Source organism: Catellatospora aurea (assembly GCF_042663325.1).
GTDB lineage: Bacteria > Actinomycetota > Actinomycetes > Mycobacteriales > Micromonosporaceae > Catellatospora > Catellatospora aurea.
Genome location: NZ_JBHTAC010000012.1, coordinates 39,818 through 61,567, shown reverse-complemented (window position 1 = coordinate 61,567; position 21,750 = coordinate 39,818). Strand labels below are relative to the sequence as shown.

Here is a 21,750-nt window from a genome sequence, read left to right as displayed (position 1 = left end):
TGACGCGGGTCTCACCTTCCGGAAGCATGGGCGAGGACGGGACCACCTGGCCGAACCGATCGTTGTCCCTCGTCACCGCCCTGGTCGAAGTAGGTAAGTGGCGTGTGGGCGGCCTCGCCGCCGGAGGACGACGACACGGGGCACCGTGCCCGCGGAGGAGCCGTGTCGGCGACGCGATGGCTCGTACCTAGCGACTTTAGGCAAGGATGAGAAGCATGGCGCGATCGGTCAAATGGCGAAAAGTCCTGCTGGTGCTCGGCATCGTGGTAGGCGTGGCGGCAATTGGCGGGACGACGGCAACGATCCTTGCCTACAACGAGGCTACGAAGATCGACAGAAGTAACCCGAAAGTCGTGCTCGACGAGTACTTGAGAGCAAGCCTGGTGCGCGCCGACAGTGTTGGAGTCGATCTTTACGCGTGTGAGCGCGAGCCCGATCTGTCGACCGTGACCAGTCTTCGGGAAGAACTAACTCAGCGAGAGCAGAAGTTCGCCGTTGAGATCGAGGTGACCTGGGGGTCGATCGACCTGAAGGCCGCATCCACCACCGCAGTGGCAACGACCGATCTCGCGATAACGGCCCGCAAGCAAGGGGCAGTTGAAAGCAGAAGCCGTGAGACGTGGCAGTTCACTCTTGTCGACGAAGAGGGGTGGCGCGTGTGCAAGGCGAGCAGAATGGCCACGCCAACATCTGCACCTACGCCCTCGCCTTCGGCGGGCTAATTACTCCAGCCACAATTCGGCGAGCGGCACCGCTCGCGTGGAAGGCGCTTGTCCCGTGGCGGCCCAGCGATACCAGTCATGCTCCTGTGTAACCCTGACAACCGGGTGGCCTTCGGGTCCGCTGTGCGCCTCTGTTGCCGCTCTGAGTCCTCGCTGCTCTCCCTCTGATCCCGTCTGGATCAGTCTCCTGCCCATGAGTTGACCGCTGCCTTGGGCAGCGACAGATTCAGCGGACACGGCCACGCGCGTTGGAGGTGCGTCGAGCGACACGAGGATAAGACCATCAGTCGGCGGCGTTCGTTCGGCAGAAGTGCTGATGGTCTCCACCCACACCCGTTCTACAGGAACGAGGGCGGCGAAGACTTCGGTGCGTTCCCGCTCCGCGCGATACCACTCCGACTCGGCCAGCACTGGTACCAGGCTGCGCGCACCTTGACGGATCATGGTGTCGCCGCGCATGCCAGTACGCCATCCGTGACCGGGAAGCCCAATGAGAACTCGCGCACCGCGTAGCACTCCACCACTGCTGATGACTGTCAACGCCGGTACCGGCACGATCGCGGCGGGCGGAGTGCGCCACTCGGCTGCCCATGCTGCAAAATCTGCCTCGGTCATGCCGAGTCGTTCCCCTTCCCCAAAGCAGCGCCCTTGCTGGCCATGAAAGGCACCGGGTCGATCGCGCCACGGTTCGAACGGTCGCCGTCGAGGTGAACCTGGAAATGCAGGTGCGGGCCGCTGGAGTGACCACTCGTGCCCACGTAGCCGATGACCTGACCAGCTTGGACCCGTTCGCCGACGTGGACCAGAGGTCTACTCACCATATGGCAGTAGCGTGTGATCACCTGGCCTGCATGCAGGATGTCGACGAACCAGCCGCAACCAGGTGTGGAGGGTGAGCCGTCCCGGTCGCAGTTGCCCACGTCGCATTTGCTGACGATGACGACGCCGGCTGAGGCGGCCCGGATGGGTGTGTGGCGCGAGGCACCTAGGTCGACGCCGTTGTGGCTAGGTCTCTCGCGAGTGCGGAACCCCGACCAAACCCCCGCGCCTACCGGGGCAGTCCACCCTGAGGCTGCAATCTGCCCGAACTCGGCACATTTAAACTGGTTCCCCACCACGACAGCGCGCGCCGCACCATCCGTGAGTTGGTTGACGATTTGTGTCGCGGTCGGTTCATGCTTGGCATAGGCGTTCGGATATGCGCTGACCTGCACCCGCTGCGCGGCGACGGTAAGCGGCAGCGACTCCCATCCCTTGATCTTGAGTAGCTTGTTGTAGAACTTCGTCGATGAGTAGACCGGATCCATGATTTGTTCGGGAGTGCCCCAGCCCTGACTCGGCCGTTGCTGAAAAAGCCCTAGCGAATCGTGGTCGTTACGATCCCCGAGATGTCCGTGGTTGGTGAGGCTACTTTCTTGCATTGCAGTCGCCACCGCGATCACCCATCCCCGCGGCGGCACCTTGAGCTGTTGGCCGGTCTTGATGATGATGGCGGCGTTTCGGATCTTGTCTTCGCTGTACGGGCCGATTCTTGGGAACTGCCCGGTGACACTGATGGTCTTGGTGCTGCCGCAGCCGAGCGCGTTGGTCAAGGATGAGTTATTGGAGGCGAGGTCGCCGAAAATGACGGCAGTCACGGCACCGCCGCAGCACAGCAGGCCCAAGGCTGCAGTCACGGAGACAATGACCGCCGGCCGGAGCAGGCGACGTCCCTTGTCTCGCATAGGGGCAGTGAGCGAAGGAAGATTGCTCATGCCCGCTCCCAATCGACGCCGTCCACCAGCCACTGGCCCTTCTCGGCCACCAGGCGCAAGCGCAGTAGGCCCGCATCGATCGGAATGACGACCTCTACGAAAGCGTCCGCGAGGGCCTCCATACGGGCAGTTCCGGTGATCCTGTCCGATGGCACTCCGGCTGGGTCTACACCGTCAAGCTCGGCGACAAGAGCCTCCGTGCTGTGCGGTCGGAGGGAGTCGAGCCAGGCATCGGCGCTGCGGTTGTGCCTGATCCACTGCTGGGCGAACTTGGTCGCCACCGAGATGGCCTGCGGGCCGTTGCTCGCCTTCATCGGACTCGGTGTCGGGTCTAGCTGGACCAGGCCATCGTCTCCCTCGTGGGGGTCGACGGCGCTGGGAGCGGCGAGTGGCGGTTGTGCGGGCGAGGTCACCGATGGAGCGGCGTCACCGAACAACTTGCCCAGCGCGACGATCACCGCGACCACTCCGGCCAGCCCGAGTGCCACCACGGTGCGGGGCCGTAGAGGAATCCGGGAAAGCATGACTAACTCCGTTCCGCCCAGGTCTCGGAGCGCCGTGGCTCCGTACGCGGCGACGGTTCAGCAGCAGGTTCGATGCGTGCCTCGGCTCGAGTGGTCGCCTGTTGGGGCACCGTGGCAGGCCGGTAAACCGCGTAGGCCGGCGAGGAATCAGGAACATCCGGAGACCGCCAGGTCTCTGCCCGCACCGTGTCGACACCGCCGCGTGTCTCGGCACGCACAACTGAGGCGGGGTCCTCGGCACTGACCGCAAGTTCTGGACGTGCCTCCGGCACGGTTGTACTGCTGGTGCTGCCAGGCGCGACCACCGTGGCGGGTGTCCGGTCGTTCGAGGAAGATGAGGCAGGTGCCGATGGCCTAGCTGTAAGGAGCGAAGTTCCGCTACTGCCGCCGCCGAGCTGTGTGATCCGGCGGTATGGACGCAGCAACATCCAGCCCACGGCTCCGCACAGCAATACCAACGTGACCTGAAGCCAGCCTGCCAGTGATGAAGTACTCATGATGAGGTCGACGGCGAACAAGTAGACCGCCGCTCCAGTGCCGAAGATGAGTACGTTGAAGAGCGCGGCCAGCACCGAGTTCACGAGTCTGCGCAGTCCGGCGCTGGCAGGTCGGAGAAGACCGACCGTGCCCAGAGCAGGCGCAGCGATGACGGCCCACCGAATGATCAGGAAGCCCAGGAGAACCAGCAGGGAAGCGACAACATCGAACGCGGCATAACAGATCGCAGAGAGGATCGCTACGAAACCTGCGCCGATCCGTTCCATGCCCTTGGTTCCACGAAGGTACTCGTATGCTTCCGGGTCTTCTGTCTTGATCTGCTCGGCGACCTTCATCCAATCGCTTTGCTTCGCCCTGATGATTCCGTCGCGGCGAGCGCTGTCATCCTGGATAGCCTCGACATCTTGCCAGCTGAGCGACTTCGCGCGGTAAAGCGCTGGCCCGTACTTCTTGGCTGTCTCGCTATCCGCAGAGCCTAGGACTCCACGAAGCCAATTGCGGTAGAGGAGGGCCTGAACGGCCGTATCTCCAGCGCGCACAGCAGGCGGTCGGCGATCTTCACAGGCACCCGGTTCTGGGTTGCTGCATGGTGTGCCACCGGTCGGAGGCGTGGCCTTTGGCCCGACCGCGTCGTGGACGACGCTGAGAACGCCGACAAGTGTGCTGTCGGCAGCTTTGGCCGACTGGACGGGCCAGCTGGCAATCGCGGTCACGCCGACCATGACCAGGATGGCCCAACCGACCGTGGTGAGCGCCATGGACATCTGGGCCTGCCGGGAACGCCACAGCAGGTAAACGCCGATGACCGCCAGCGTGATGACACCGAATACGCTGAACACCTGCTTGTAGAGCGCCGTCGTGGCCTTCTCCACGAGCGGGTCGGCCCAGCCCCACATCTCGTCCGGAGCCCAAGCGCGTTCCCGTAGCGCATTGGAGACACCGACGATGCCCGCAGCGAGCATGAACTCGCCGTTGGCAATGGTGTTCTCCAGCTTGTAGTCCGGGTGCATGACGGTCTGGACGCAGTTGATGTCGTAGGTGGTGTAGTCGTACCCGGCGTAGCCGTACTCGCTGTACAGCAGGTAGCTGCTGCCGTCAGCTCCAGTCGTCCAAGTGGGCTTGCTGACGAACCAGCCGCCCAGGCCTGAGTCCGGGGCAGCAGGGTTCGGCGCGCTTAGGCACTGCACGCGTGCCGCGCTGACCTCCTGTAGCCGCTTGATGCACTCGTCGAGCCCGCGCGCTGTCCACTCCTCCAGCGAGCACAGCTTGTCCCCTGGCGCGGCCGCAGTAGTAGCAGCGGGCGCGGCCGCCTGGACGGGTGCGCCGAACAACGTCCCCAGCGCCAGCACCATCGTGGCGAGGGTCGCGGCGGCGAGCCGCTTCACCGCTTGCCTCCCTGGCCGGCCGCCTGCCCGGTCGGGGTGGTGTCGAGCGTCTCCAGCAGCCCGGCGACGTACGACACGTCGACCCGCACCCGCTGCACCCGGCTGTCGACGTCCCGCAGCACGAACTCGCGATACCCCAGCCGCCCCGAACTGTTCGCATCCGGCGCGGACAGCGAGGCCAAGACCGCTTCGTACCCGACGTCGGTCGGCACCCGCAGCAGCCGCAGCGCCTCGGAGGCGATCTCCGGGTCCTGCGCGATGCGTCCGACGAACACGGTCGAGACGAGGTTCTGCACGTCGAGTCCGAGGATGTCCTTCGGGTTCTGCGAGGCGACGAGTGCCGCGAGGTTCCACTTGCGGCTGTCGCGCGCGAGCCGGACCAGGAACGAGCGCCCGGACCGCCAGCCTTCCATGAAGTGCGCCTCGTCGAGTCCGACGAGTTTGCGCTGGTGCATGTCGCCGGAGTAGCAGCGCCGGACGGCGAGCCGGTGTGCGGTGTGCAGCATCGGCAGCGCGAGGGCTTCTTCGGCGGACCAGTACTCGCGCTCGATCTTCAGGTCGGGCAGGCGCAGCCCGGACATGGTGATGACGGTGAGCGCGGAGTCGGTGCTGAGCAGGTCGCCGGGCGGGCTGCCGAAGAACAGCAGCGCGAGCGGCATCTCGGCGGTGTCGAGCAGCAGGTTGGCCAGTTCGCGGCCGGTGTCGTCGATGCCGGCGAGGCAGCGTACGACGTCGTCGAGGGTCGCGGTCTCTTCGGCGGGCACGGTGCGGACCGCGTGCCGGAGCAGTGTCGCGGTGGACGCCTCGCGGGCGACCTGCGGCGGCATGAGCATCGAGCAGATGTCCTGCACGAGCATGCGGCGTTCGGCGCGGGCGTTGCTGACGGAGATCTCGTATTCGCGGTCGCCGTCGGGGCCGGGTCCGAACTCGGTGCGCTGCGGGGTCGGGATCAGCGAGTACGGGGCGAGGGTGCCCTGCTCGCCGCCGGTCAGGTTGAGGACCCGGGAGTACGGCTTGAGCTCGGGCATGTTCGCCAGGCGCGCGAGCGGGCCGCTCGGGTCGAGCAGCGTGACCTGGACGCCGCGGCGGGCGTTCAGGTAGCCCATGGCACCGAGCAGGGTGGACTTGCCACCGCCGGGTTCGGCGACCATGACCGACAGGCCGGAGCGCTCGCGGACCTCCATGGGGAAGTGCGGGTCGAGGAACACCGGGCGGCGGCAGGTGCCGGCGGTGCGCCCGAGCAGGTCGCCGCGGCGGTCGCCGACGACCGACGCGGCCTGGGGGAGTGCGGCGGCGAGCAGCCGGACCGGCATGCGGCGCAGGTAGCCGGTGTTGGCGACGGGTTCGCCGGGGATGAACTCGCGGGCGAGCTGGTCCTGCTGCTTGGGGTGCTGCAGGGAGACGCGCAGCTCGCGGCTGTACGTGGCGACGACGGAGCGGGCCCGTTCGAGGCATTCCTCGCGGTCGGCGCCGCTGACGGCGATGCGGTGCCAGCCGTGCGCGCGGGCGGAGTCGACGGGCAGGCCGGTGGTCATCTCGTCGCCCATGACGAGGGCACGGCTGGCCAGGCGCTCCAGCTCGGGCGGGGCGTCCATGCCGTGCTCGAGGTAGTCCAGCTGCTGCGAGCGGATCATGCGCAGCCGGTGTTCGAGGTTGCGGAAGCTGTCGCCGGGTCCGAGGATGTCGACCCGCGACGACAGTTCCATGGGCCAGGGCAGGCGCTCGTGGAAGTGCAGCCAGGGCTCGTGTCGCTCGGGGATGTCGAGGGGTTCCATGCGGCCGACGGTGAGCACGGCGACGTGCCGTTCCTCGCCGGTCATCCGGTTGACGAGCTTGACCGTGCTGCCGTACGGGGTGCGGTAGCGCTCGATGTGCTCGGTGAGGGCGAGCAGGTCACCGGAGTCCCAGCGGCCGTGGTTCACGGCGCCGAGCATGTTCGGCGGGCTCATGCCGAGCGCGACGGAGCGGTAGAGCAGCCATTCGAGTTCGGCGGCGGCGGCGCGCTGGCCGCGCATGCCGAACGCGGCGAGCACCTCGTCGAACTGTTCGACCTGCTTGCCGAGCTTGCGGCGTTCGGAGTCGGCGGTGCCCTTGCCGAAGGCGCGCAGCAGCTTCTCGCTGAACGAGTCGCCGAGCGCCCGGCGGGCGAAGGTGACACCGAGGTAGGTCTGGCCCTCGCTGTGGTTGATCTCGCGCAGGTGGCGCTGGGCGGCGACGAGGTGGTCGCCCCAGCCGGGCGCGCCCGGGACGGGCGGCAGCGGCCGGGCGGTGAGGTGGTCGAGCTGGGCGGCCCACTGGTCGGCCGGGAACGGCCGGGTGGTGCGGCGCAGGTGCAGGCGGAACCCGGCGAGGCCGGCGTACTGCTCGCTGATGGCGGACAGCAGCGCCTCGCGGTCGGCGTCGGGGCGGAACGCCCAGCGCACCTCGGGCAGCATGTACCAGGCGGTCACCGCGTGCGGAGTGAACGTGAGGTGACCGGCGATCTCGGTGATCGCGAGTTCCTGGGCGGCGTCGCGGTCCTTGGCGGGCTTCGGCTGCGCGGGCGGCTTGACCTGCTTGCCGCGGCTCTTGGGCGGCGGCTGCCGGTGGCCGGTCGCGGGCGGCGCGGAGCGGGGCGCGGCCTGCGGTGTGCCGCGCGGGGGCAGCGGCCTGCTGCTCAGCGGCACGGTGCTGACCGGCACGGAGCTGACCGGCATCGCGCTGACCGGGCGGTTGCGCAGGTCCGGCTGGGGGCGCATGGGCACCCCGCTGACGGGTACGCCGCTGACGGGCGCGTTGCGCGGCACCCCGCTGACCGGGGCGTTGCGTGGACGGCCGGCCGTGGCACGCCCCTCGCCGGGTGGCGCGACGGGGTAACCACCCTGGTCGGCGAGCCGCGAGCCGGTCGGGGGTGGCGTGGTCCGGGTGGGGCTGACGGGCGGCGGGGCCGTCGGGGGCGAATCCGCCCGCACGGGTCCGCTGCGCTGCGCGGCGCCGGCGGCCGGTGCCGCGTCGGGGCGTCCGGTGTTGCGGCCGGTGCCCGTCGCGGCCGGCCCGCGGCTGGCCGGGGCCGAGCGCGGCGGGGTGCCGGACTGGCCGACCGAACCGGGGTCGGCCGCCTCGGAGTCGAACAGCTCCAGGAACGGCGACTCGATGTCGGGGCCGGACGGTGCCGGTGGCGCGCTCGGCGGCTCGGGGTCGCGGCGCGACGAGGCGGCGCGTTCACGCTGGGCCTGGGTGGCGGCCTCGGCGGCGGCGCGCATCTCGGCGGCCCGGCGGTCGGCCGCGGTCTGCAGGTCGCTGCGCAGGTCCGCGTTGCGCAGGTCGCCGGTGCGCGCCTCGGGACGCCCGCCGGTCTCCTCGGCGGGGGCGTCGGGCTCGGCGGGTTCGCGGCGGCGGGGCGGCTGGAACACGGCGACGGGGCCCGTCGCGGCGGTCCCTTCGACGGACGGGACGACGTCGGATACCGCGTCGTCCAGGTCGTACTCGGTATCGTTGCTGGTCATGTGATCGCCTGCCGCACGACGACGCGGCGGGCGACCAGGCGCGGGTCGCGGCGCTCGATGACCGGCTCGCGGGTGCGCCGCCAGTCGGTGAGCGCGGTGCGGATGACCATGCGCGCCGGCCGGTCGGGGTCGACGTGGCGGAAGATGTACGACGTCGTCACGATGGCGAGCGCGATCTCCCAGGTGGGGAACAGCTCGAACTCCTGCGTGAACAGCCAGTGGACGCCCATGTAGAGCGGGACCAGCAACACGAACAGGCCGTACTGGGCGTACGGCAACTGCACGGGGAGCGTGTATCCGGGCGGCCCGAGATAGACCAGCCGAGCCCGGTAGATGTCGTCGTCCGTACGCAGCCGCATCGCTTCCGCCTACTCGAACATGATGTCGATGAGGTTCTCGCCGACGAGCAGCAGCGCCCCCGCGCCGACGATGAAGGCGACGCCGATGATGGCGATCGCGGAGCTGGTCAGCACCTTCGACACCTCGCCCTTGCTGGCCCGGCCGATGAAGATGACGCCGAGGATCGCCAGCAGGATCGGAGAGATCTTCGTGGCGAAGAAGGTGAGGATGTCGTTGGTCGCGATGCCGCCCTTGGGCTCCTCGGGGGCCGCCTGGATCGCGTCGGCGATCATGCCGAGGGTCGGCGTGGCATGGCTCCACGCCGCCTGGACCAGCTCCATGGCGATCATTCGGTACCTCCCCGGTGCGCGACCGGCGCTGCAATTGCTTAAGCCTTACTGATGGGGGTCCTCAGCGGTGGGATGCAGCCGATGACACCCTGCTTCGTGTCGATCACAGTTCGTAGTGGAGCGCCGGGGTTTTGCGGTTATGTAGGACCGGTGTTCGATCCATAGCAGAGCGTACGGTGCACCCACCGGTGCGACAAGCCATGCAGGTGGTGGCGGGTGTCGGAAGTCCGCCCGTCACCTGCTACCGGTCATCGTGACGCTCACGTCGGCGAAGGTCAGCGGGATCGGCGCCTGTGGCTTGTGGACGGTCACCACCGCCTGCGCGACGCGGGAATCGGCCAGGCAGGCATCGACGAGTCGCTGTGCGAGGGTCTCGATGAGGTCGACCGGCGGCCCGGCCACGATCTCGGCCAGCCGAGCCGCCAGCTCGCCGTAGTGCACGGTGTCGGCGACGTCGTCGCTGGCCGCGGCCGGGCGCAGGTCCAGGCCGAGCTGCACGTCGATGACGAAGTCCTGGCCGTCGCGGCGCTCGAAGTCGAAGACGCCGTGGTTGCCGCGTACCCGCAGGCCGGTGAGCGTGATGAGGTCCATGGTCAGCTTTCGTAGCGCAGCCGAGGGCTGCCGGTGGCCCGCCATACCGCGAGGGCGTCGGCGGTCGAGCGCACGTCGTGCACGCGTACCCCCCAGGCCCCGGTCGCGGCGGCCAGGACGCTGGTCGCGGTGGTGGCGGCGTCGCGGTCCGCGGCGGGCCGGCCGTCGAGCAGCAGGCCCAGGTAGGACTTGCGGCTGGCCCCGAACAGCACCGGGAAGCCCAGGTCGAGGATGCGGTCCAGGTGCCGGGTCAGCGCCCAGTTGTGCTCGGCGGTCTTGGCGAAGCCCAGTCCCGGGTCGACGATCAGCCGGTCGGCGGCGACCCCGGCGCGCAGCGCCTCGTCGACCCGGCGCGACAGCTCCTCGCGCACCTCGGTGACCACGTCGCGGTAGGTGGCCAGCGCCTGCATGTCGGCCGAGTGCCCGCGCCAGTGCATCACCACGTACGGGCAGCCGGCCTCGGCGACGACGCGGCGTATGTCCGGATCGGCCAGCCCGCCCGAGACGTCGTTCACCACCGCCGCTCCGGCCTGCACCGCGGCCGCGGCGACCGCGGCGCGGGTGGTGTCGACACTGGTCGGCACACCGGCCTCGGCCAGCGCGGTGATGACCGGGACCACCCGCTTGATCTCGGTGTCGGCGTCGACGCGCGACGCGCCCGGGCGGGTCGACTCACCGCCGACGTCCACCAGGTGCGCGCCCTGTCCGTGCAGCTGGATCCCGTGCCGGACGGCGGCTTCGAGGTCGTCGTAGAGGCCACCGTCGGAGAAGGAATCCGGGGTCACGTTGAGAACCCCCATCACCAGCGGCGGCGTCGCGTGCATCAGGTCGGACACCACGCTGCGAGAATATCGGTCGTGACTTCGGTGGTCTTCTCGATAGGCAGCAACCTCGGCGACCGCGCCGATCATCTGCGCTTCGCGGTGCGCAGGCTCGCGCAGGAAGGCGAGCTGCTCGCGGTGAGCGGCGTGTACGAGACGCCGCCCTGGGGCGACACCGAGCAGCCGGCGTACTACAACGCCGCGCTGCTCGTCCGCGGCCCGCAGTCGGTGGAGCAGTGGCTGCTCACCGCGCAGGGCATCGAACACGAGGCGGGGCGGGTGCGCCACCAGGCCCGCCGGTACAGCCCGCGCACGCTCGACGTCGACCTGGTCGCGGCGTTCGCCGAGGACGGCGAGCCGATCCTGCGCGACACCCCCGAGCTGACGCTGCCCCATCCGCACGCCCACCAGCGCGCCTTCGTGCTGCGGCCCTGGCTTGAGGTGCAGCCCTACGCGCAGCTGCCCGGACACGGCTGGGTCAACGATCTCGTGCTGGCCGAGCCGATGGCGACCGAGGTCGCCATGATGACCGCGCTGCCCCAGGTGCGCCTCGAAGTAGAGTGACGGTCATCCAGTCGAGTGAAAGGTGGGGACCGAGTTGAGTCAGACGCCGGAGCCACGGCTGCAACCCACCAACCCGGCTACCCTGATCGTCGCGGGCCTCGGCTCGGCCGCCGTCGCCTGGCTCGTCATCAGCACCTGGTATTTCGACCTGGCGACGCTGCCGTTCCTCGGCCGCAGCGGCTGGCTGCCGGCGTTCACGCTGCTGGCGCTCGCGATCGTGGAGTTCGCGCTGGCGCAGCAGACGCGGGCGCGGCTGGAGGGCAAGCCGGGCCGGGAGCGGGTCGAGCCGCTGGCCGTCGCCCGCTACGCAGTGCTGGCCAAGGCGTCGTCGCTGGCCGGGTCGATCTTCGCCGGTTTCGCCGCCGGGCTGAGCCTCTGGCTGTTCGTGGACGGCCAGCAGCGGCAGCTGGCCGCGGTCAGCCGCGATCTGCCGGCCGCGCTCACCTCGCTGGCCTGCTCGCTGGCGCTGGTCGGGGCGGCGCTGTGGCTGGAGCGGGCATGCCGGGTGCCGAAGCGCCCCGAGGACGACAAGCCGGACGTCCAGTAACGGCCGAACGGATCGGCGGCGACCACTATCGGGTACCCGTCGGGCGCGGTATGTCATCGCCGGTAGACCCTGTTGCATTCACGTTTCAGCCGGTAGGTTGCCTCGGGTATGCCGTGTCGTACCCCGCGACCGGCAGCCGACTCGGGAGGCGCGAGTCATGGCCTACGACAGCGAAGCGACCGACGCGACAGGGCAGCGACGGTACCGCGGCGAGGGCTTCCGCGAGGAGTCCGATCTCAGAACCGACGGCGGCGCGCACAGCGTCCTCGCCGGCGTGCAGTACCGGCCGAGGGCGACGCCCGCGGCCAACCTCGACGACGTCTTCGACGACCCCGCGCACGGCGAGGTCGGCCGGGACCGGCTCGGCGTGCATTTCGCCTGGGAGGGCGTGCTGCTGCTGGGCGTGGTCGCGATCGGCTTCCTGCTGCACAGCGGCCACCGCGACACGATCACCGGCACGAACTTCAAGGAGCTGCTGGTCTTCGCGTCGGTGCTGGGCCTGCTCGGCTTCGGCGCCTCGATGACGCTGCGCGCCGGTGCGGTGAACCTGGCCATCGGTCCGGTCGCCGCGGCGGCCGCCCTTTACTACGCCGAGCACGGCGACCAGGGTGTCGTGCCCACCGCGGGCATGGCCGTGGCGCTCGCCGCCGGGCTGGGCCTGGCCGTCGCCGTCCTCGTGGTGGGCTTCCACGTGCCCGGCTGGGCGGGCAGCCTGGCGGCCGCGCTGGTCGCGATCGTCTGGATCCAGAAGCACCCGGCCCCGCTGACCGTGAGCGGCGGGTACGACCCCACCGACCACGCGCTCTACCTGTACGGCGCGTTCGCCGCGCTGACCATCGTGGCCGGCCTGCTCGGCGCGATCCGGTCCATCCGGCGCGGGGTCGGCCGGTTCCGTCCGGTCAGCGACCCGGCCCGGCGGCGTGGCGGCCTCGGCGGCGTCGTCGCCGTGCTCGCGCTGGTCGGCTCGACGGCGCTGGCCGCGGTCGCGGGTGTGGTGATGGCCGCGCTCAACGGCTCGACCGAGCAGGTCGTCGCGCCGACCGAGGGCTTCGAGCTGACCGGGCTGGCCCTGGGCGCGGCCCTGATCGGCGGGGTGAGCGCGTACGGCCGCCGCGGCGGCGTGTTCGGCACGCTGCTCGGCGTCAGCCTGCTGGCCCTGGTCGTCTGGTACGCCGAAGCGGCCCAGTGGCGCATCTCGCTGTACGCGCTGGCCGCCGGCGCCGTCGCACTCGGCCTCGTGGTCACCCGGCTGGTGGAGACGTTCGGGCGGCCGCTGCCGCTCGACGAGGACAGCCCGGACGACTGGGCCGACGTGGGCGTGCCCGGCACCTCGTGGTCCACGGGCAGCGGCGACACCTGGGCGAACCTGCCCGCGCAGCCCGCTCCCGCGCGCGCCGACCAGTGGGGCGACGAAGACCGCTGGTCCTCCCTGCGTTAGAGCTGAGCCGAGCCGCCGCGTCCGCCTCCGCGGGCGCGGCGGCTCGTTTCGCACCGTGCCACTTTCGAGCGCGGGAGCGGTCGAGTCGGGCGAAACGGGCGGGCGCTCGTTGAACCGTTCGTGACGAAGGTTCGGCGATTACCGGCGCGTCGCGCGCCGCGAGCGGGTGTGCGCAAGCCGCGCTGGGTGGCGCAGCTGTTCAGGACGGGTCGGCGACGATCTCCAGGCGGAATGTTCTCGCATTTCAAGGCCGTGGAGCATTCCCCTCGCAAGCAACTGTCGGTAGCCTCTAGCAACATGCCGGACTCGGACACTCGCGATGAACAGCGGCACGCGCGCCTGCTCCCGGTGTTGTTCTGGGGCGGCGTCGGGCTGGCCCCGCTGGCTGCGATTTTCCTGTTCATGGCCGATGGCGGCACCGCAATGCGGGCCGCCGTGGGCGTGGTCATCCTGTCGGTCATCCTGATCGGTCTGTCGATCACTCTCCGTCGCGACACCGAGACGGTGCGGCTCGAGATCGAAGACATGATCCTCGATGAGATCGACACCGTGCGGGCCGACGTCCGCGACGACATCTCCACGGCCGCCCACGCCACGCACCGCGCGTTCGGGGAGAAGTTCCAGTACCTGGTGGACCAGCTGGAAGCCACGCGGCACGAGCTGGAGGCCACCCGGGCGCAGCTGGAGCACGTCCGGGCCGAGGCCGCCCGGGCGGCGCAGGCCGCTCCCGCGCCCGCGGCGCGTAGCGGCAGTCCCGCACCCGCCCCGCACCAGCCGGGCCCGAACTCGGGCCGCGCGGGCATGCCGCCTGGCGGCGTGGTGCGGCACACCGAGACCGTGCAGGTGACGACGCGGCACACCATCGTCGACCCGCACGGCGAGGACGGCCAGCGCGGCGCGGCGATCTACGGCAGCCCGGTCAGCGGCGGGGCAGGCGGCTTCGACCGCGACCGTGAGCGGGGCCGCGACGGGGCCGAGTACGCCCACCGCGCCGAGACCCCGCGGATCGAGGTGCAGCGCCCACGGGCGGAACGTGCCCGCGAGCGGGACCGGCACGAGGAGTCGTGGACCGAGCAGCGGTTGCGCGAGCAGCTGGAGCGCCGCCGCGACGCGAACGAGCCGGTCTCCGGCGGCGACAGCTGGACCTCGCGGCGCGACCGCGGCGACGACCGCTGGTCCGACCGGGCCGGCGACGCGATCGAGGGCCGCTGGTCCGACCGCGACGACGAGGACCGTCCGGTGCGGGCCGCCGGCGACCGCTGGACCACGGTGCGCAGCGACGACCGGGGCCGTGAGGTGCGGATGGGCGAGCGCCGGGCGGCGCTGCACAGCGACAGCTCCGGCACCGAGCTGCGGATCGAGGACCGCTGGGCCGCGGTGCGGCGCGAGGACCGCGGCTTCGACGACGACCGGGCCGACGAGGGCCGGGGCGGCTTCCCGTACCGCGACCAGGACCGCCGTGAGCCTCGCGCGCTGACCGGCTCGGACCGCGAGGACCGCTGGTCCGACTACGAGGACTCGCGCGAGCGGGATCGTGATCGGGAGCGGGACCGGGACCGCGATCGGGACTACGACCGCCGGTACCGCTGAGCACCACAGCCAGGACGCGCCCTTCCGGACAGCCCGGGAGGGCGCGTTTTCCCGTCAACGGCTACTTGTCGATGTCGCCGACGACGAAGAACATCGAGCCCAGGATGGCGATCAGGTCCGGCACCAGGGTGCCCGGCAGCAGCGTGGACAGCGCCTGCACGTTGGCGTACGACGCGGTGCGCAGCTTCATCCGCCAGGGCGTCTTGTCTCCCTTGGAGACCAGGTAGTAGCCGTTGACGCCGAGCGGGTTCTCGGTCCACGCGTAGGTGTGCCCCTCCGGGGCCTTGACCACCTTCGGTAGGCGTACGTTGACCGGCCCGCCGATCCGGTCCACCCGGTCCAGGCACTGCCGGACCAGGTCCAGCGACGCGTACACCTGGTCGAGCAGCACCTCGAAACGCGCGTGGCAGTCGCCGGCGGTGCGGGTGACGACCGGGACGTCCAGCTCGCCGTAGGCCAGGTACGGCTCGTCGCGGCGCAGGTCGAAGTCCAGGCCACTGGCCCGCCCGACGGGCCCGGAGGCGCCGTACGCGGCGGCCTGCTGGGCGGTCAGCACCCCGACGCCGACCGTGCGGGCCAGGAAGATGTCGTTGCGCCGGATCAGGTCGTCGAGCATGGGCATCCGCGAGGCGACCAGGTCGACGGCCTCCCGGGCGCGCCGGGTCCAGCCCGCCGGGACCTCTTCCTTCAGCCCGCCGATCCGGTTGAACATGTAGTGCATGCGGCCGCCGGTGGCCTCCTCCATGACGGCCTGCAGCACCTCGCGCTCGCGGAACGCGTAGAACACCGGGGTGATCGCACCGATCTCCAGCGGGTACGAGCCGAGGAACATCAGGTGGTTGAGCACCCGGTTCAGCTCGGCCATCGCCGTGCGCAGCCAGACCGCCCGCTCCGGCACCTCCAGCCCCATCAGCCGTTCGACGGCCATCGCCGCGCCCAGCTCGTTGCTGAACGCGCTCAGCCAGTCGTGGCGGTTGGCCAGCACCAGGATCTGCCGGTAGTCGCGGACCTCGAACAACTTCTCCGCGCCGCGGTGCATGTATCCGACGATCGGCTCGGCGGACAGCACCTTCTCGCCGTCCAGCACCAGCTTGAGCCGCAGCACGCCGTGCGTGGACGGATGCTGGGGCCCGATGTTCAGCACCATGTCGGTGCCCAGCTGCTGGGCCCCCGCCCCCGCGCCGACCGTCAACTCCCGGCTACCGCCCGCTGCCACCATGCGCGCCATCGTAAGCCAGCCCCCAGAAAGGAAGGGCACCTTGCCATCGCTATTTGTAGAGGAAGGGCACCTTCTTAACGCAGCGCCCGCTGCGGCCTGGGACGGGCGGTCGGTCAGCGGTGGGTGAGCAGGAAGGGCAGCTCGCTCGGGTCCAGGCCGGTCCACTGCGCGAGCCACCAGTGCGCCCCCAGCCCGCCGGTGGCGGTCAGCTCGCCGATCTCGCTCGCCGCGGCCAGCGCTCGCACGTAACCGACCGGATCGGTCGAGGCCAGGGTGAGCGGAGGCCGGCCGGCGGTGACGCCGAGGCGGTGCAGCGCCGTGCGCTGGTCCAGCAACCGCCAGCCAGCCCCGCCAGGCTCCCTCGCATCGTTCGGCCAGGCCTCTCCGCAGGCGTCATCCGCTCCGCTCGGCAAGGCCTCGCTACGGGCGTCGGCCGCTCCGCCCGGCCGCGCAGCCGCGGCAGCGATGGAGTCCATGGCGACGTGGCAGGTGATGTCGGTGCTGCCGTCGAAGGCCGGGGGCACCTCACGGCCGTCCCGGAAGCCGGTGGCCGTCGGCAGCGCCGGTCGCCGGTCGCGCAGATGTCCGTAGTCGACCGCCAGCGCGAGCCCCGCGTCCAGCGCGCCGACGGCGTCGGCCCATGCCTCGTCACGGCTGCGCCCGATCTCCACGACGTCGTCCGCACCGGCGGGCCACCACCGAGCGATCCAGGCGGCGTCGACGGGATCGACGGTTCCGCACGGCTGCAGGTCCGTGTCCAGGTACGACCCGTCGCGGGCGAGGTCCAGCGGCACGTTGTCGAGCCACTCGGTGGCCAGCAGCAGCCCGGTCAATCCGCGCGGAAGTTCGGTGTGCCAGGTGATGCCGTCGTCCCCGCGAGCGCTGACCTCCACGGCCACCGGCCGGACCCGCGTCTGCAGCGACACGGGCAGCGAGGCCAGCACGCCGTGCAGCAGCTCGCCCCGCCCCGCACCGACATCCACCAGGTCGAACACCTCGGGCCGGCCGAGCGCCCGGTCCACGTCGGCGGCGAGCGCGGCGATCGCGCGGGCGAAGTGGGGCGACTGGGCGCTGGTCCGGAAGTGGTCGGCGGGCCGCTCGCGGACGAAGAACCCGTCCGGCCCGTACAGCGCAGTTCGCATCGCGTCCCGCCAGCGCATGGAAACGGTTCACACTCCGTTCGTCCTGGGTTGCCCTGCCGAATCTAGTTTCCGGCCATGCGACGTATTCTCACCTGCCTGACGGCAGGCGCCCTGGCGGCGACCGCGCTGCCCGGCGTGGCCGCGGCCGAACCCGGGCCGGCGACCGGCGGCGTGCCCGCCCTGCGCGCGGTCACGGCGAAATTCGAGACCCCCGCGCTGTACGACGACGAGCCCGGCGGCGACGCCGACGCGGACGACCCGGCGATCTGGGTGAACGAGCGGGACAAGGCCCGCAGCCGGGTCATCGTGACCGCGAAGAACGGCGGCCTGCGCGTCTACGACCTGCGGGGACGCGAGACCCAGTCGTTCGCCACGCCGGACGCGCCGGGCCCGGACGACGAGCCCGGCCGGTTCAACAACGTCGACCTCGTGACCGGCTTCCCGCTGCACGGGCGCCTGGTCGACCTGGCCGTGGTCACCGACCGGGGCCGCGACAAGCTGCGCTTCTACCGCATCGACGACGGCGTGCTGACCGACGTGACCGCGCCGGACGCGCCGTTCGCGTTCAACAGCACCCAGGAGGAGGTCAACGAGCAGGCCACCGCGTACGGGCTGGCGACGTTCCGCGACGGCCGGGACTTCCTGGCGGTCGCCAGCCGCCGGCACACCCCGGAGCTGGGCATGTTCCGCCTGGTCGCCAAGGGCGCGAAGGTGAGCTACCAGCGCGTCGACCGGCTGGTGCTGCCGGACACGTTCGCGTTGAAGGGCGGCGGCTCGTGGACGCCGTGCCTGGAGCCGGGCGAGCTGCCGCAGGTCGAGGGCATGACGGTGGACCCGGCGCTGGGTGTGCTCTACGCCGCGCAGGAGGACGTGGCGCTGTGGCGGGTGTCGGTCACCGGCGGCCGCTTCGGCTACACGCCGCGCATGGTCGAGCGGACCCGGGAGTACGGCGTCCCGGCGGTCTACGACCCGCAGACCGAGGAGTGCACGGTCGACTGGTCGGCCGATCCGGGCGAGGGCGGGCGCATCGCCGCCGACGTCGAGGGCGTGACGATCTTCAAGACCGGCCGGTACGCGGGCACGCTGCTGGTCTCCTCGCAGGGTGACGACACCTTCTACACGTACGACCGGCTGACCTTGCGCCCCACGGGCCGCTTCGCGGTCGTCGACGGCCGGGTCGACGGCTCCCAGGAGTGCGACGGCGCGGCGGTGGTGAACACTCCGCTGCCCGGCTTCCCCGGCGGCCTGCTGGTGGTGCACGACGGCCAGGAGACCCCGTCCGGCGACCGGGCCGCGACCAACGTCAAGTTCCTGGACGCGGGCTTCCTGAATAGGCACTGACCGGCGAGACGGCGGTCACGAAAGGCGCTCTCGGGAGGTGGTCCCGGGGGCGCTTTTCGTTGTGCGGATGTGAACGAATCGCGGCAGTGCGGTTTCGCACAGTCTCTGTCCAGTGATCAGGACACGGGGTCATACTTGCCCCGACCGGTACCCCGAAGAAGAGGACTGGATCAGATCATGAGTGCTGAGCTCACCATCGGTGTGATCGGCGCCGGCCGGGTCGGCGCGGTCCTCGCCGCCGCCCTGCGGGGCGCGGGACACCGGGTAGTCGCCGCTTCCGGCGTGTCCGCCGCGGCCAAGCACCGCATCCGCACCCTGCTTCCCGGTGCGCAGAATCTTCCCGCCGACGAGGTGGCCCGCGCCGCGGCCGATCTGCTGATCATCGCGGTGCCCGACGACGCCCTGGCCGGCGTCGTGACCGGCCTGGCCGCCACCGGCGCGCTGCGACCGGGCCAGGTCGTTGCGCACACCTCGGGCGCGCACGGGCTGGCCGTGCTGGCCCCGGCCGCCGCGGTCGGCGCCCGCACGCTGGCGCTGCACCCCGCGATGACCTTCACCGGCACCGCCGCCGACCTGGACCGGCTGCCCGGCATCTCGTACGGCGTGACCGCCGCCGACACCACGGTGCGCGCCCTGGCCCAGGCGCTCGTCGGCGACCTGGCGGGCAGCCCGGAGTGGATCGCCGAGGACCGTCGCGCGCTCTACCACGCCGGCCTCGCCCACGGCGCGAACCACCTGGTCACCCTCGTGAACGAGGCGGCCGACCGGCTGCGCGACGCGGGCGTGCTGAGCCCGGAGAAGGTGCTCGGCCCGCTGCTGACCGCCGCGCTGGAGAACGCGCTGCGCATGGGCGACTCGGCGATCACCGGCCCGGTGTCGCGCGGCGACGCGGGCACCGTCGCCCGGCACGTGCAGGAGCTGGCCCGCACCGCCCCCGACTCGCTCCCGGCATACGTCGCGCTCGCCCGGCGCACCGCGGACCGCGTGATCGCCAACGGGCGGCTGCGCGCGGTCGACGCCGAGCCGCTGCTGGGCGTGCTGGCCGACCCGACCGCCGCCGACGCCGGGCAGCTCGGCGAGGCGGCGAAGTGACCGCCGTCGTCCGCACCCGCGAGGAGCTGGCCGCGGCGCGTTCGGCCGCGCGGGGCTCCGTGGCTGTGGTGATGACCATGGGCGCGCTGCACGAGGGGCACGCCACCCTGCTGCGGGAGGCCCGCAAGCACGCCGACGTCGTACTGGCGACGATCTTCGTGAACCCGCTGCAGTTCGGTCCGAACGAGGACCTGGCCCGCTATCCGCGCACCTTCGACGCCGACCTGGCGCTGTGCGCGGCCGAGGGCGTCGACCTGCTCTTCGCGCCGACACCCGAGGTGATGTACCCGCACGGGCAGCCGCAGGTCACCGTGCACCCGGGCCCGCTGGGCGAGGTGCTGGAGGGGGCGGTGCGCCCCGGCCACTTCGCGGGCGTGCTGACCGTGGTCGGCAAGCTGCTCCTGCTCACCCGCCCGGACCTGGCGTTCTTCGGGGAGAAGGACTACCAGCAGCTCACGCTGATCAAGGCCATGGTGCACGACCTCGAACTCGGGGTGGAGATCGTCGGGGTGCCGACGGTCCGGGAGCCGGACGGGCTGGCCCTGTCCAGCCGCAACCGCTACCTGAGCGCGCCGGAGCGGGAGACCGCGCTGGCCCTGTCCCGGGCGCTCCGGGCGGGGGCCGCCCGGCGCGAGCCCGCGGCGGTGCTGGCCGCCGCGCGGGCCGAGCTGGCCGGGGTGGACGTGGACTACCTGGCCCTGCGCGGGGCCGACCTGAGCGAGGAGCCGGGTCCGGGCGAGGCGCGGCTGCTGGTCGCGGCCCGCGTCGGCACCACCCGGCTGATCGACAACCTGCCCGTCCACCTCGACGCGGCAGCCCCGACGACCGAGGAAGAACCGGCCTGATGTTCCTGCGCACCATGTTCAAGTCCAAGATCCACCGGGCCACGGTGACCCAGGCCGACCTGCACTACGTCGGCTCGGTCACCATCGACGAGGACCTGATGGACGCCGCCGACCTGCTGCCCGGCGAGCAGGTCGCGATTGTGGACATCACCAACGGGGCGCGGCTGGAGACGTACGTCATCCCGGGCGAGCGGGGCACCGGCGTGATCGGCATCAACGGCGCGGCGGCGCACCTGGTCAAGCCCGGTGACCTGGTCATCCTCATCTCGTACGCGCAGGCCGACGAGGCCACCGCCCGGTCGTACACCCCGCGGGTGGTGCACGTGGACGCCGACAACCGGATCATCTCGCTCGGCGCGGACCCGGCCGAGGCAGTGCCAGGCATGGTGGGCGACGTCGTCCGGGGCGACCTGACCCTGAGCCGTTAGGCCGATCCGCTATGTGGTTCGAGTCGAAGAGTAGGACGAAATCCGCGAAAGGGACCAAGGGCAAGGGCGTTCCCTGCCTCTGAGCTGCGAAATCGTCGCCGATGTGATCGCGGTCTCGGCCGTTAGGCCGATACGGTCCCGACGGGTTTCGCTTAGGCTCGCCCAGGCTTTATGACCTGGGAGGATGGGCGATGCGGGGACGCCTTACGGTCGGCACCATGCTGGCCGCACTACTGACGAACCTGGCCCTGGCCGGCTGCGGGACCGCGCTGCCGGCCGAGGTGGACTCGAAGCTGACCGACGACTGGGTGAAGGTCGCCGACGTCAAGGGCTGGGTGCCCGAGGCGGGCGTCTGCCTCGGCGTGGCGCCCAAGGACACCGGCCGCTACACCGACGCCGTCGTCGACTGCGCCAAGTCGCACTACGGCGAGGTCGTGCACGTCGGCGAGTTCAAGGGCCTGACGACCTCGCCCGGCCCGAAGGACAACGCCGCCGCGCTCGCCGAGTGCGACAGGGAGGCCACGACCTACCTGGGCCGCTCCTGGAGCCTGGCGCGCCTCGAACTGACCCTGGCCGTGCCGACCCCGACCGCCTGGACCGGCGGCGCGCGCTGGTTCCGGTGCGACCTCGCCGAGGTCACCACGGTGTTCGACGCGCCGGACTGGGTGCAGCGCACCGGCAGCCTGAAGGGCGACGTGCCGGCCGCGCTGCTGGTCGGCTGCGTGAACTCCCAGGAGAAGGGCGACTCGATCGTCAAGATGCCCGAGGTGGCCTGCGCCAAGGCGCACAACAGCGAGTTCGTCGGCGCCTACCGCGCGAGCGTGAGCACGGCATACCCGAAGTCCGAGCGGCAGTGGAACGTCCTCCACGACGAGTGCCAGGACCTGGCCGCCAAGTTCATGGGTGTCAGCCTGAGCAGTGCGGGCCGGATCGGCGTCATCTCCAGCCCGAACAACCCGGAGTCCTGGGCGGCCGGTGACCGGATGGTGCGTTGCGTGCTCTGGTTCTATGACGGCAAGACCATGAAGAAGTCGGCCAAGGGGTCCAAGGGCAAGGGCGTTCCGGGCTGGTAGAA

General features: G+C 70.9%; 21 protein-coding genes. 10 read left to right on the top strand and 11 right to left on the bottom strand.

The window, feature by feature from the left end; all coding sequences use genetic code 11:
- The first annotated feature begins 215 nt into the window (after positions 1 to 215).
- Positions 216 to 722 (top strand): hypothetical protein, encoded by a 507-nt coding sequence (locus ACFQO7_RS14145; protein ID WP_376806778.1) that lies wholly within the window; start codon positions 216 to 218, stop codon positions 720 to 722.
- On the opposite strand, the gene ACFQO7_RS14140 is transcribed toward ACFQO7_RS14145, so the two are convergent.
- The 9 genes from ACFQO7_RS14140 to folP all read right to left on the bottom strand — a co-directional run bounded on the left by ACFQO7_RS14140 (position 723) and on the right by folP (position 10,484).
- Positions 723 to 1,337 carry a hypothetical protein gene (locus ACFQO7_RS14140; RefSeq protein WP_376806777.1) on the bottom strand — a complete coding sequence of 205 codons (615 nt, stop codon included), beginning with the start codon at positions 1,335 to 1,337 and terminating at the stop codon, positions 723 to 725.
- A complete protein-coding gene (locus ACFQO7_RS14135) occupies positions 1,334 to 2,476 on the bottom strand; it encodes a M23 family metallopeptidase (protein ID WP_376806776.1) in 1,143 nt (380 codons plus the stop codon). The genes ACFQO7_RS14140 and ACFQO7_RS14135 overlap by 4 nt, the downstream gene beginning before the upstream one ends.
- Positions 2,473 to 3,000 (bottom strand): hypothetical protein, encoded by a 528-nt coding sequence (locus ACFQO7_RS14130; protein WP_376806775.1) that lies wholly within the window; start codon positions 2,998 to 3,000, stop codon positions 2,473 to 2,475. The genes ACFQO7_RS14135 and ACFQO7_RS14130 overlap by 4 nt, the downstream gene beginning before the upstream one ends.
- Positions 3,001 to 3,002: 2 nt before the next feature.
- Positions 3,003 to 4,850: an MFS transporter gene (locus ACFQO7_RS14125; protein WP_376806857.1), complete on the bottom strand. Its 1,848-nt coding sequence runs from the start codon at positions 4,848 to 4,850 to the stop codon at positions 3,003 to 3,005.
- A 29-nt stretch (positions 4,851 to 4,879) separates the two neighbouring features.
- Complete coding sequence (locus tag ACFQO7_RS14120; protein WP_376806774.1) at positions 4,880 to 8,368, bottom strand: ATP-binding protein; 3,489 nt, start codon at positions 8,366 to 8,368, stop codon at positions 4,880 to 4,882.
- On the bottom strand, positions 8,365 to 8,727 hold the full coding sequence (locus ACFQO7_RS14115; RefSeq protein WP_360523979.1) for a hypothetical protein: 363 nt from the start codon (positions 8,725 to 8,727) through the stop codon (positions 8,365 to 8,367). Before ACFQO7_RS14115 ends, ACFQO7_RS14120 begins: the two co-directional genes overlap by 4 nt.
- Before the next feature lie 9 nt (positions 8,728 to 8,736).
- Positions 8,737 to 9,057, bottom strand: coding sequence for a molybdopterin-binding domain-containing protein (locus ACFQO7_RS14110; RefSeq protein ID WP_155369450.1), 321 nt, complete (start codon positions 9,055 to 9,057; stop codon positions 8,737 to 8,739).
- Positions 9,058 to 9,291: 234 nt separating this feature from the next.
- The gene (gene folB, locus ACFQO7_RS14105; protein WP_376806773.1) at positions 9,292 to 9,648 is read right to left on the bottom strand and encodes a dihydroneopterin aldolase; all 357 of its coding nucleotides are present in this window, start codon (positions 9,646 to 9,648) and stop codon (positions 9,292 to 9,294) included.
- A gap of 2 nt (positions 9,649 to 9,650) precedes the next feature.
- On the bottom strand, positions 9,651 to 10,484 hold the full coding sequence (gene folP, locus ACFQO7_RS14100; RefSeq protein ID WP_376806856.1) for a dihydropteroate synthase: 834 nt from the start codon (positions 10,482 to 10,484) through the stop codon (positions 9,651 to 9,653).
- A 21-nt stretch (positions 10,485 to 10,505) separates the two neighbouring features.
- Between folP and folK the strand changes: the two genes are divergently transcribed.
- The 4 genes from folK (at position 10,506) to ACFQO7_RS14080 (ending at position 14,608) form a co-directional block, all read left to right on the top strand.
- On the top strand, positions 10,506 to 11,033 hold the full coding sequence (folK, locus tag ACFQO7_RS14095; RefSeq protein ID WP_376806772.1) for a 2-amino-4-hydroxy-6-hydroxymethyldihydropteridine diphosphokinase: 528 nt from the start codon (positions 10,506 to 10,508) through the stop codon (positions 11,031 to 11,033).
- A gap of 34 nt (positions 11,034 to 11,067) precedes the next feature.
- The gene (locus tag ACFQO7_RS14090) at positions 11,068 to 11,580 is read left to right on the top strand and encodes a DUF3180 domain-containing protein (protein WP_360523991.1); all 513 of its coding nucleotides are present in this window, start codon (positions 11,068 to 11,070) and stop codon (positions 11,578 to 11,580) included.
- Between the two features lie 157 nt (positions 11,581 to 11,737).
- The gene (locus tag ACFQO7_RS14085; RefSeq protein ID WP_376806771.1) at positions 11,738 to 13,018 is read left to right on the top strand and encodes an ABC transporter permease; all 1,281 of its coding nucleotides are present in this window, start codon (positions 11,738 to 11,740) and stop codon (positions 13,016 to 13,018) included.
- A gap of 297 nt (positions 13,019 to 13,315) precedes the next feature.
- Positions 13,316 to 14,608, top strand: coding sequence for a cation:proton antiporter (locus ACFQO7_RS14080; RefSeq protein ID WP_376806770.1), 1,293 nt, complete (start codon positions 13,316 to 13,318; stop codon positions 14,606 to 14,608).
- A gap of 61 nt (positions 14,609 to 14,669) precedes the next feature.
- On the opposite strand, the gene ACFQO7_RS14075 is transcribed toward ACFQO7_RS14080, so the two are convergent.
- Complete coding sequence (locus ACFQO7_RS14075) at positions 14,670 to 15,827, bottom strand: NADH-quinone oxidoreductase subunit D (protein WP_376806769.1); 1,158 nt, start codon at positions 15,825 to 15,827, stop codon at positions 14,670 to 14,672.
- Between the two features lie 113 nt (positions 15,828 to 15,940).
- Positions 15,941 to 16,969 carry an SAM-dependent methyltransferase gene (locus tag ACFQO7_RS14070; protein WP_376806768.1) on the bottom strand — a complete coding sequence of 343 codons (1,029 nt, stop codon included), beginning with the start codon at positions 16,967 to 16,969 and terminating at the stop codon, positions 15,941 to 15,943.
- Positions 16,970 to 17,044: 75 nt separating this feature from the next.
- Between ACFQO7_RS14070 and ACFQO7_RS14065 the strand changes: the two genes are divergently transcribed.
- The 5 genes from ACFQO7_RS14065 to ACFQO7_RS14045 all read left to right on the top strand — a co-directional run bounded on the left by ACFQO7_RS14065 (position 17,045) and on the right by ACFQO7_RS14045 (position 21,748).
- A complete protein-coding gene (locus tag ACFQO7_RS14065) occupies positions 17,045 to 18,310 on the top strand; it encodes a phytase (protein WP_376806767.1) in 1,266 nt (421 codons plus the stop codon).
- 177 nt (positions 18,311 to 18,487) lie between these two features.
- On the top strand, positions 18,488 to 19,402 hold the full coding sequence (locus ACFQO7_RS14060; RefSeq protein ID WP_376806766.1) for a Rossmann-like and DUF2520 domain-containing protein: 915 nt from the start codon (positions 18,488 to 18,490) through the stop codon (positions 19,400 to 19,402).
- Positions 19,399 to 20,247, top strand: a complete 849-nt coding sequence (gene panC, locus ACFQO7_RS14055) for a pantoate--beta-alanine ligase (protein ID WP_376806765.1) — start codon at positions 19,399 to 19,401, stop codon at positions 20,245 to 20,247. The genes ACFQO7_RS14060 and panC overlap by 4 nt, the downstream gene beginning before the upstream one ends.
- Positions 20,247 to 20,675 carry an aspartate 1-decarboxylase gene (panD, locus tag ACFQO7_RS14050; RefSeq protein WP_360524012.1) on the top strand — a complete coding sequence of 143 codons (429 nt, stop codon included), beginning with the start codon at positions 20,247 to 20,249 and terminating at the stop codon, positions 20,673 to 20,675. Before panC ends, panD begins: the two co-directional genes overlap by 1 nt.
- 191 nt (positions 20,676 to 20,866) lie before the next feature.
- On the top strand, positions 20,867 to 21,748 hold the full coding sequence (locus tag ACFQO7_RS14045) for a septum formation family protein (protein ID WP_376806764.1): 882 nt from the start codon (positions 20,867 to 20,869) through the stop codon (positions 21,746 to 21,748).
- Positions 21,749 to 21,750 lie beyond the last annotated feature (2 nt).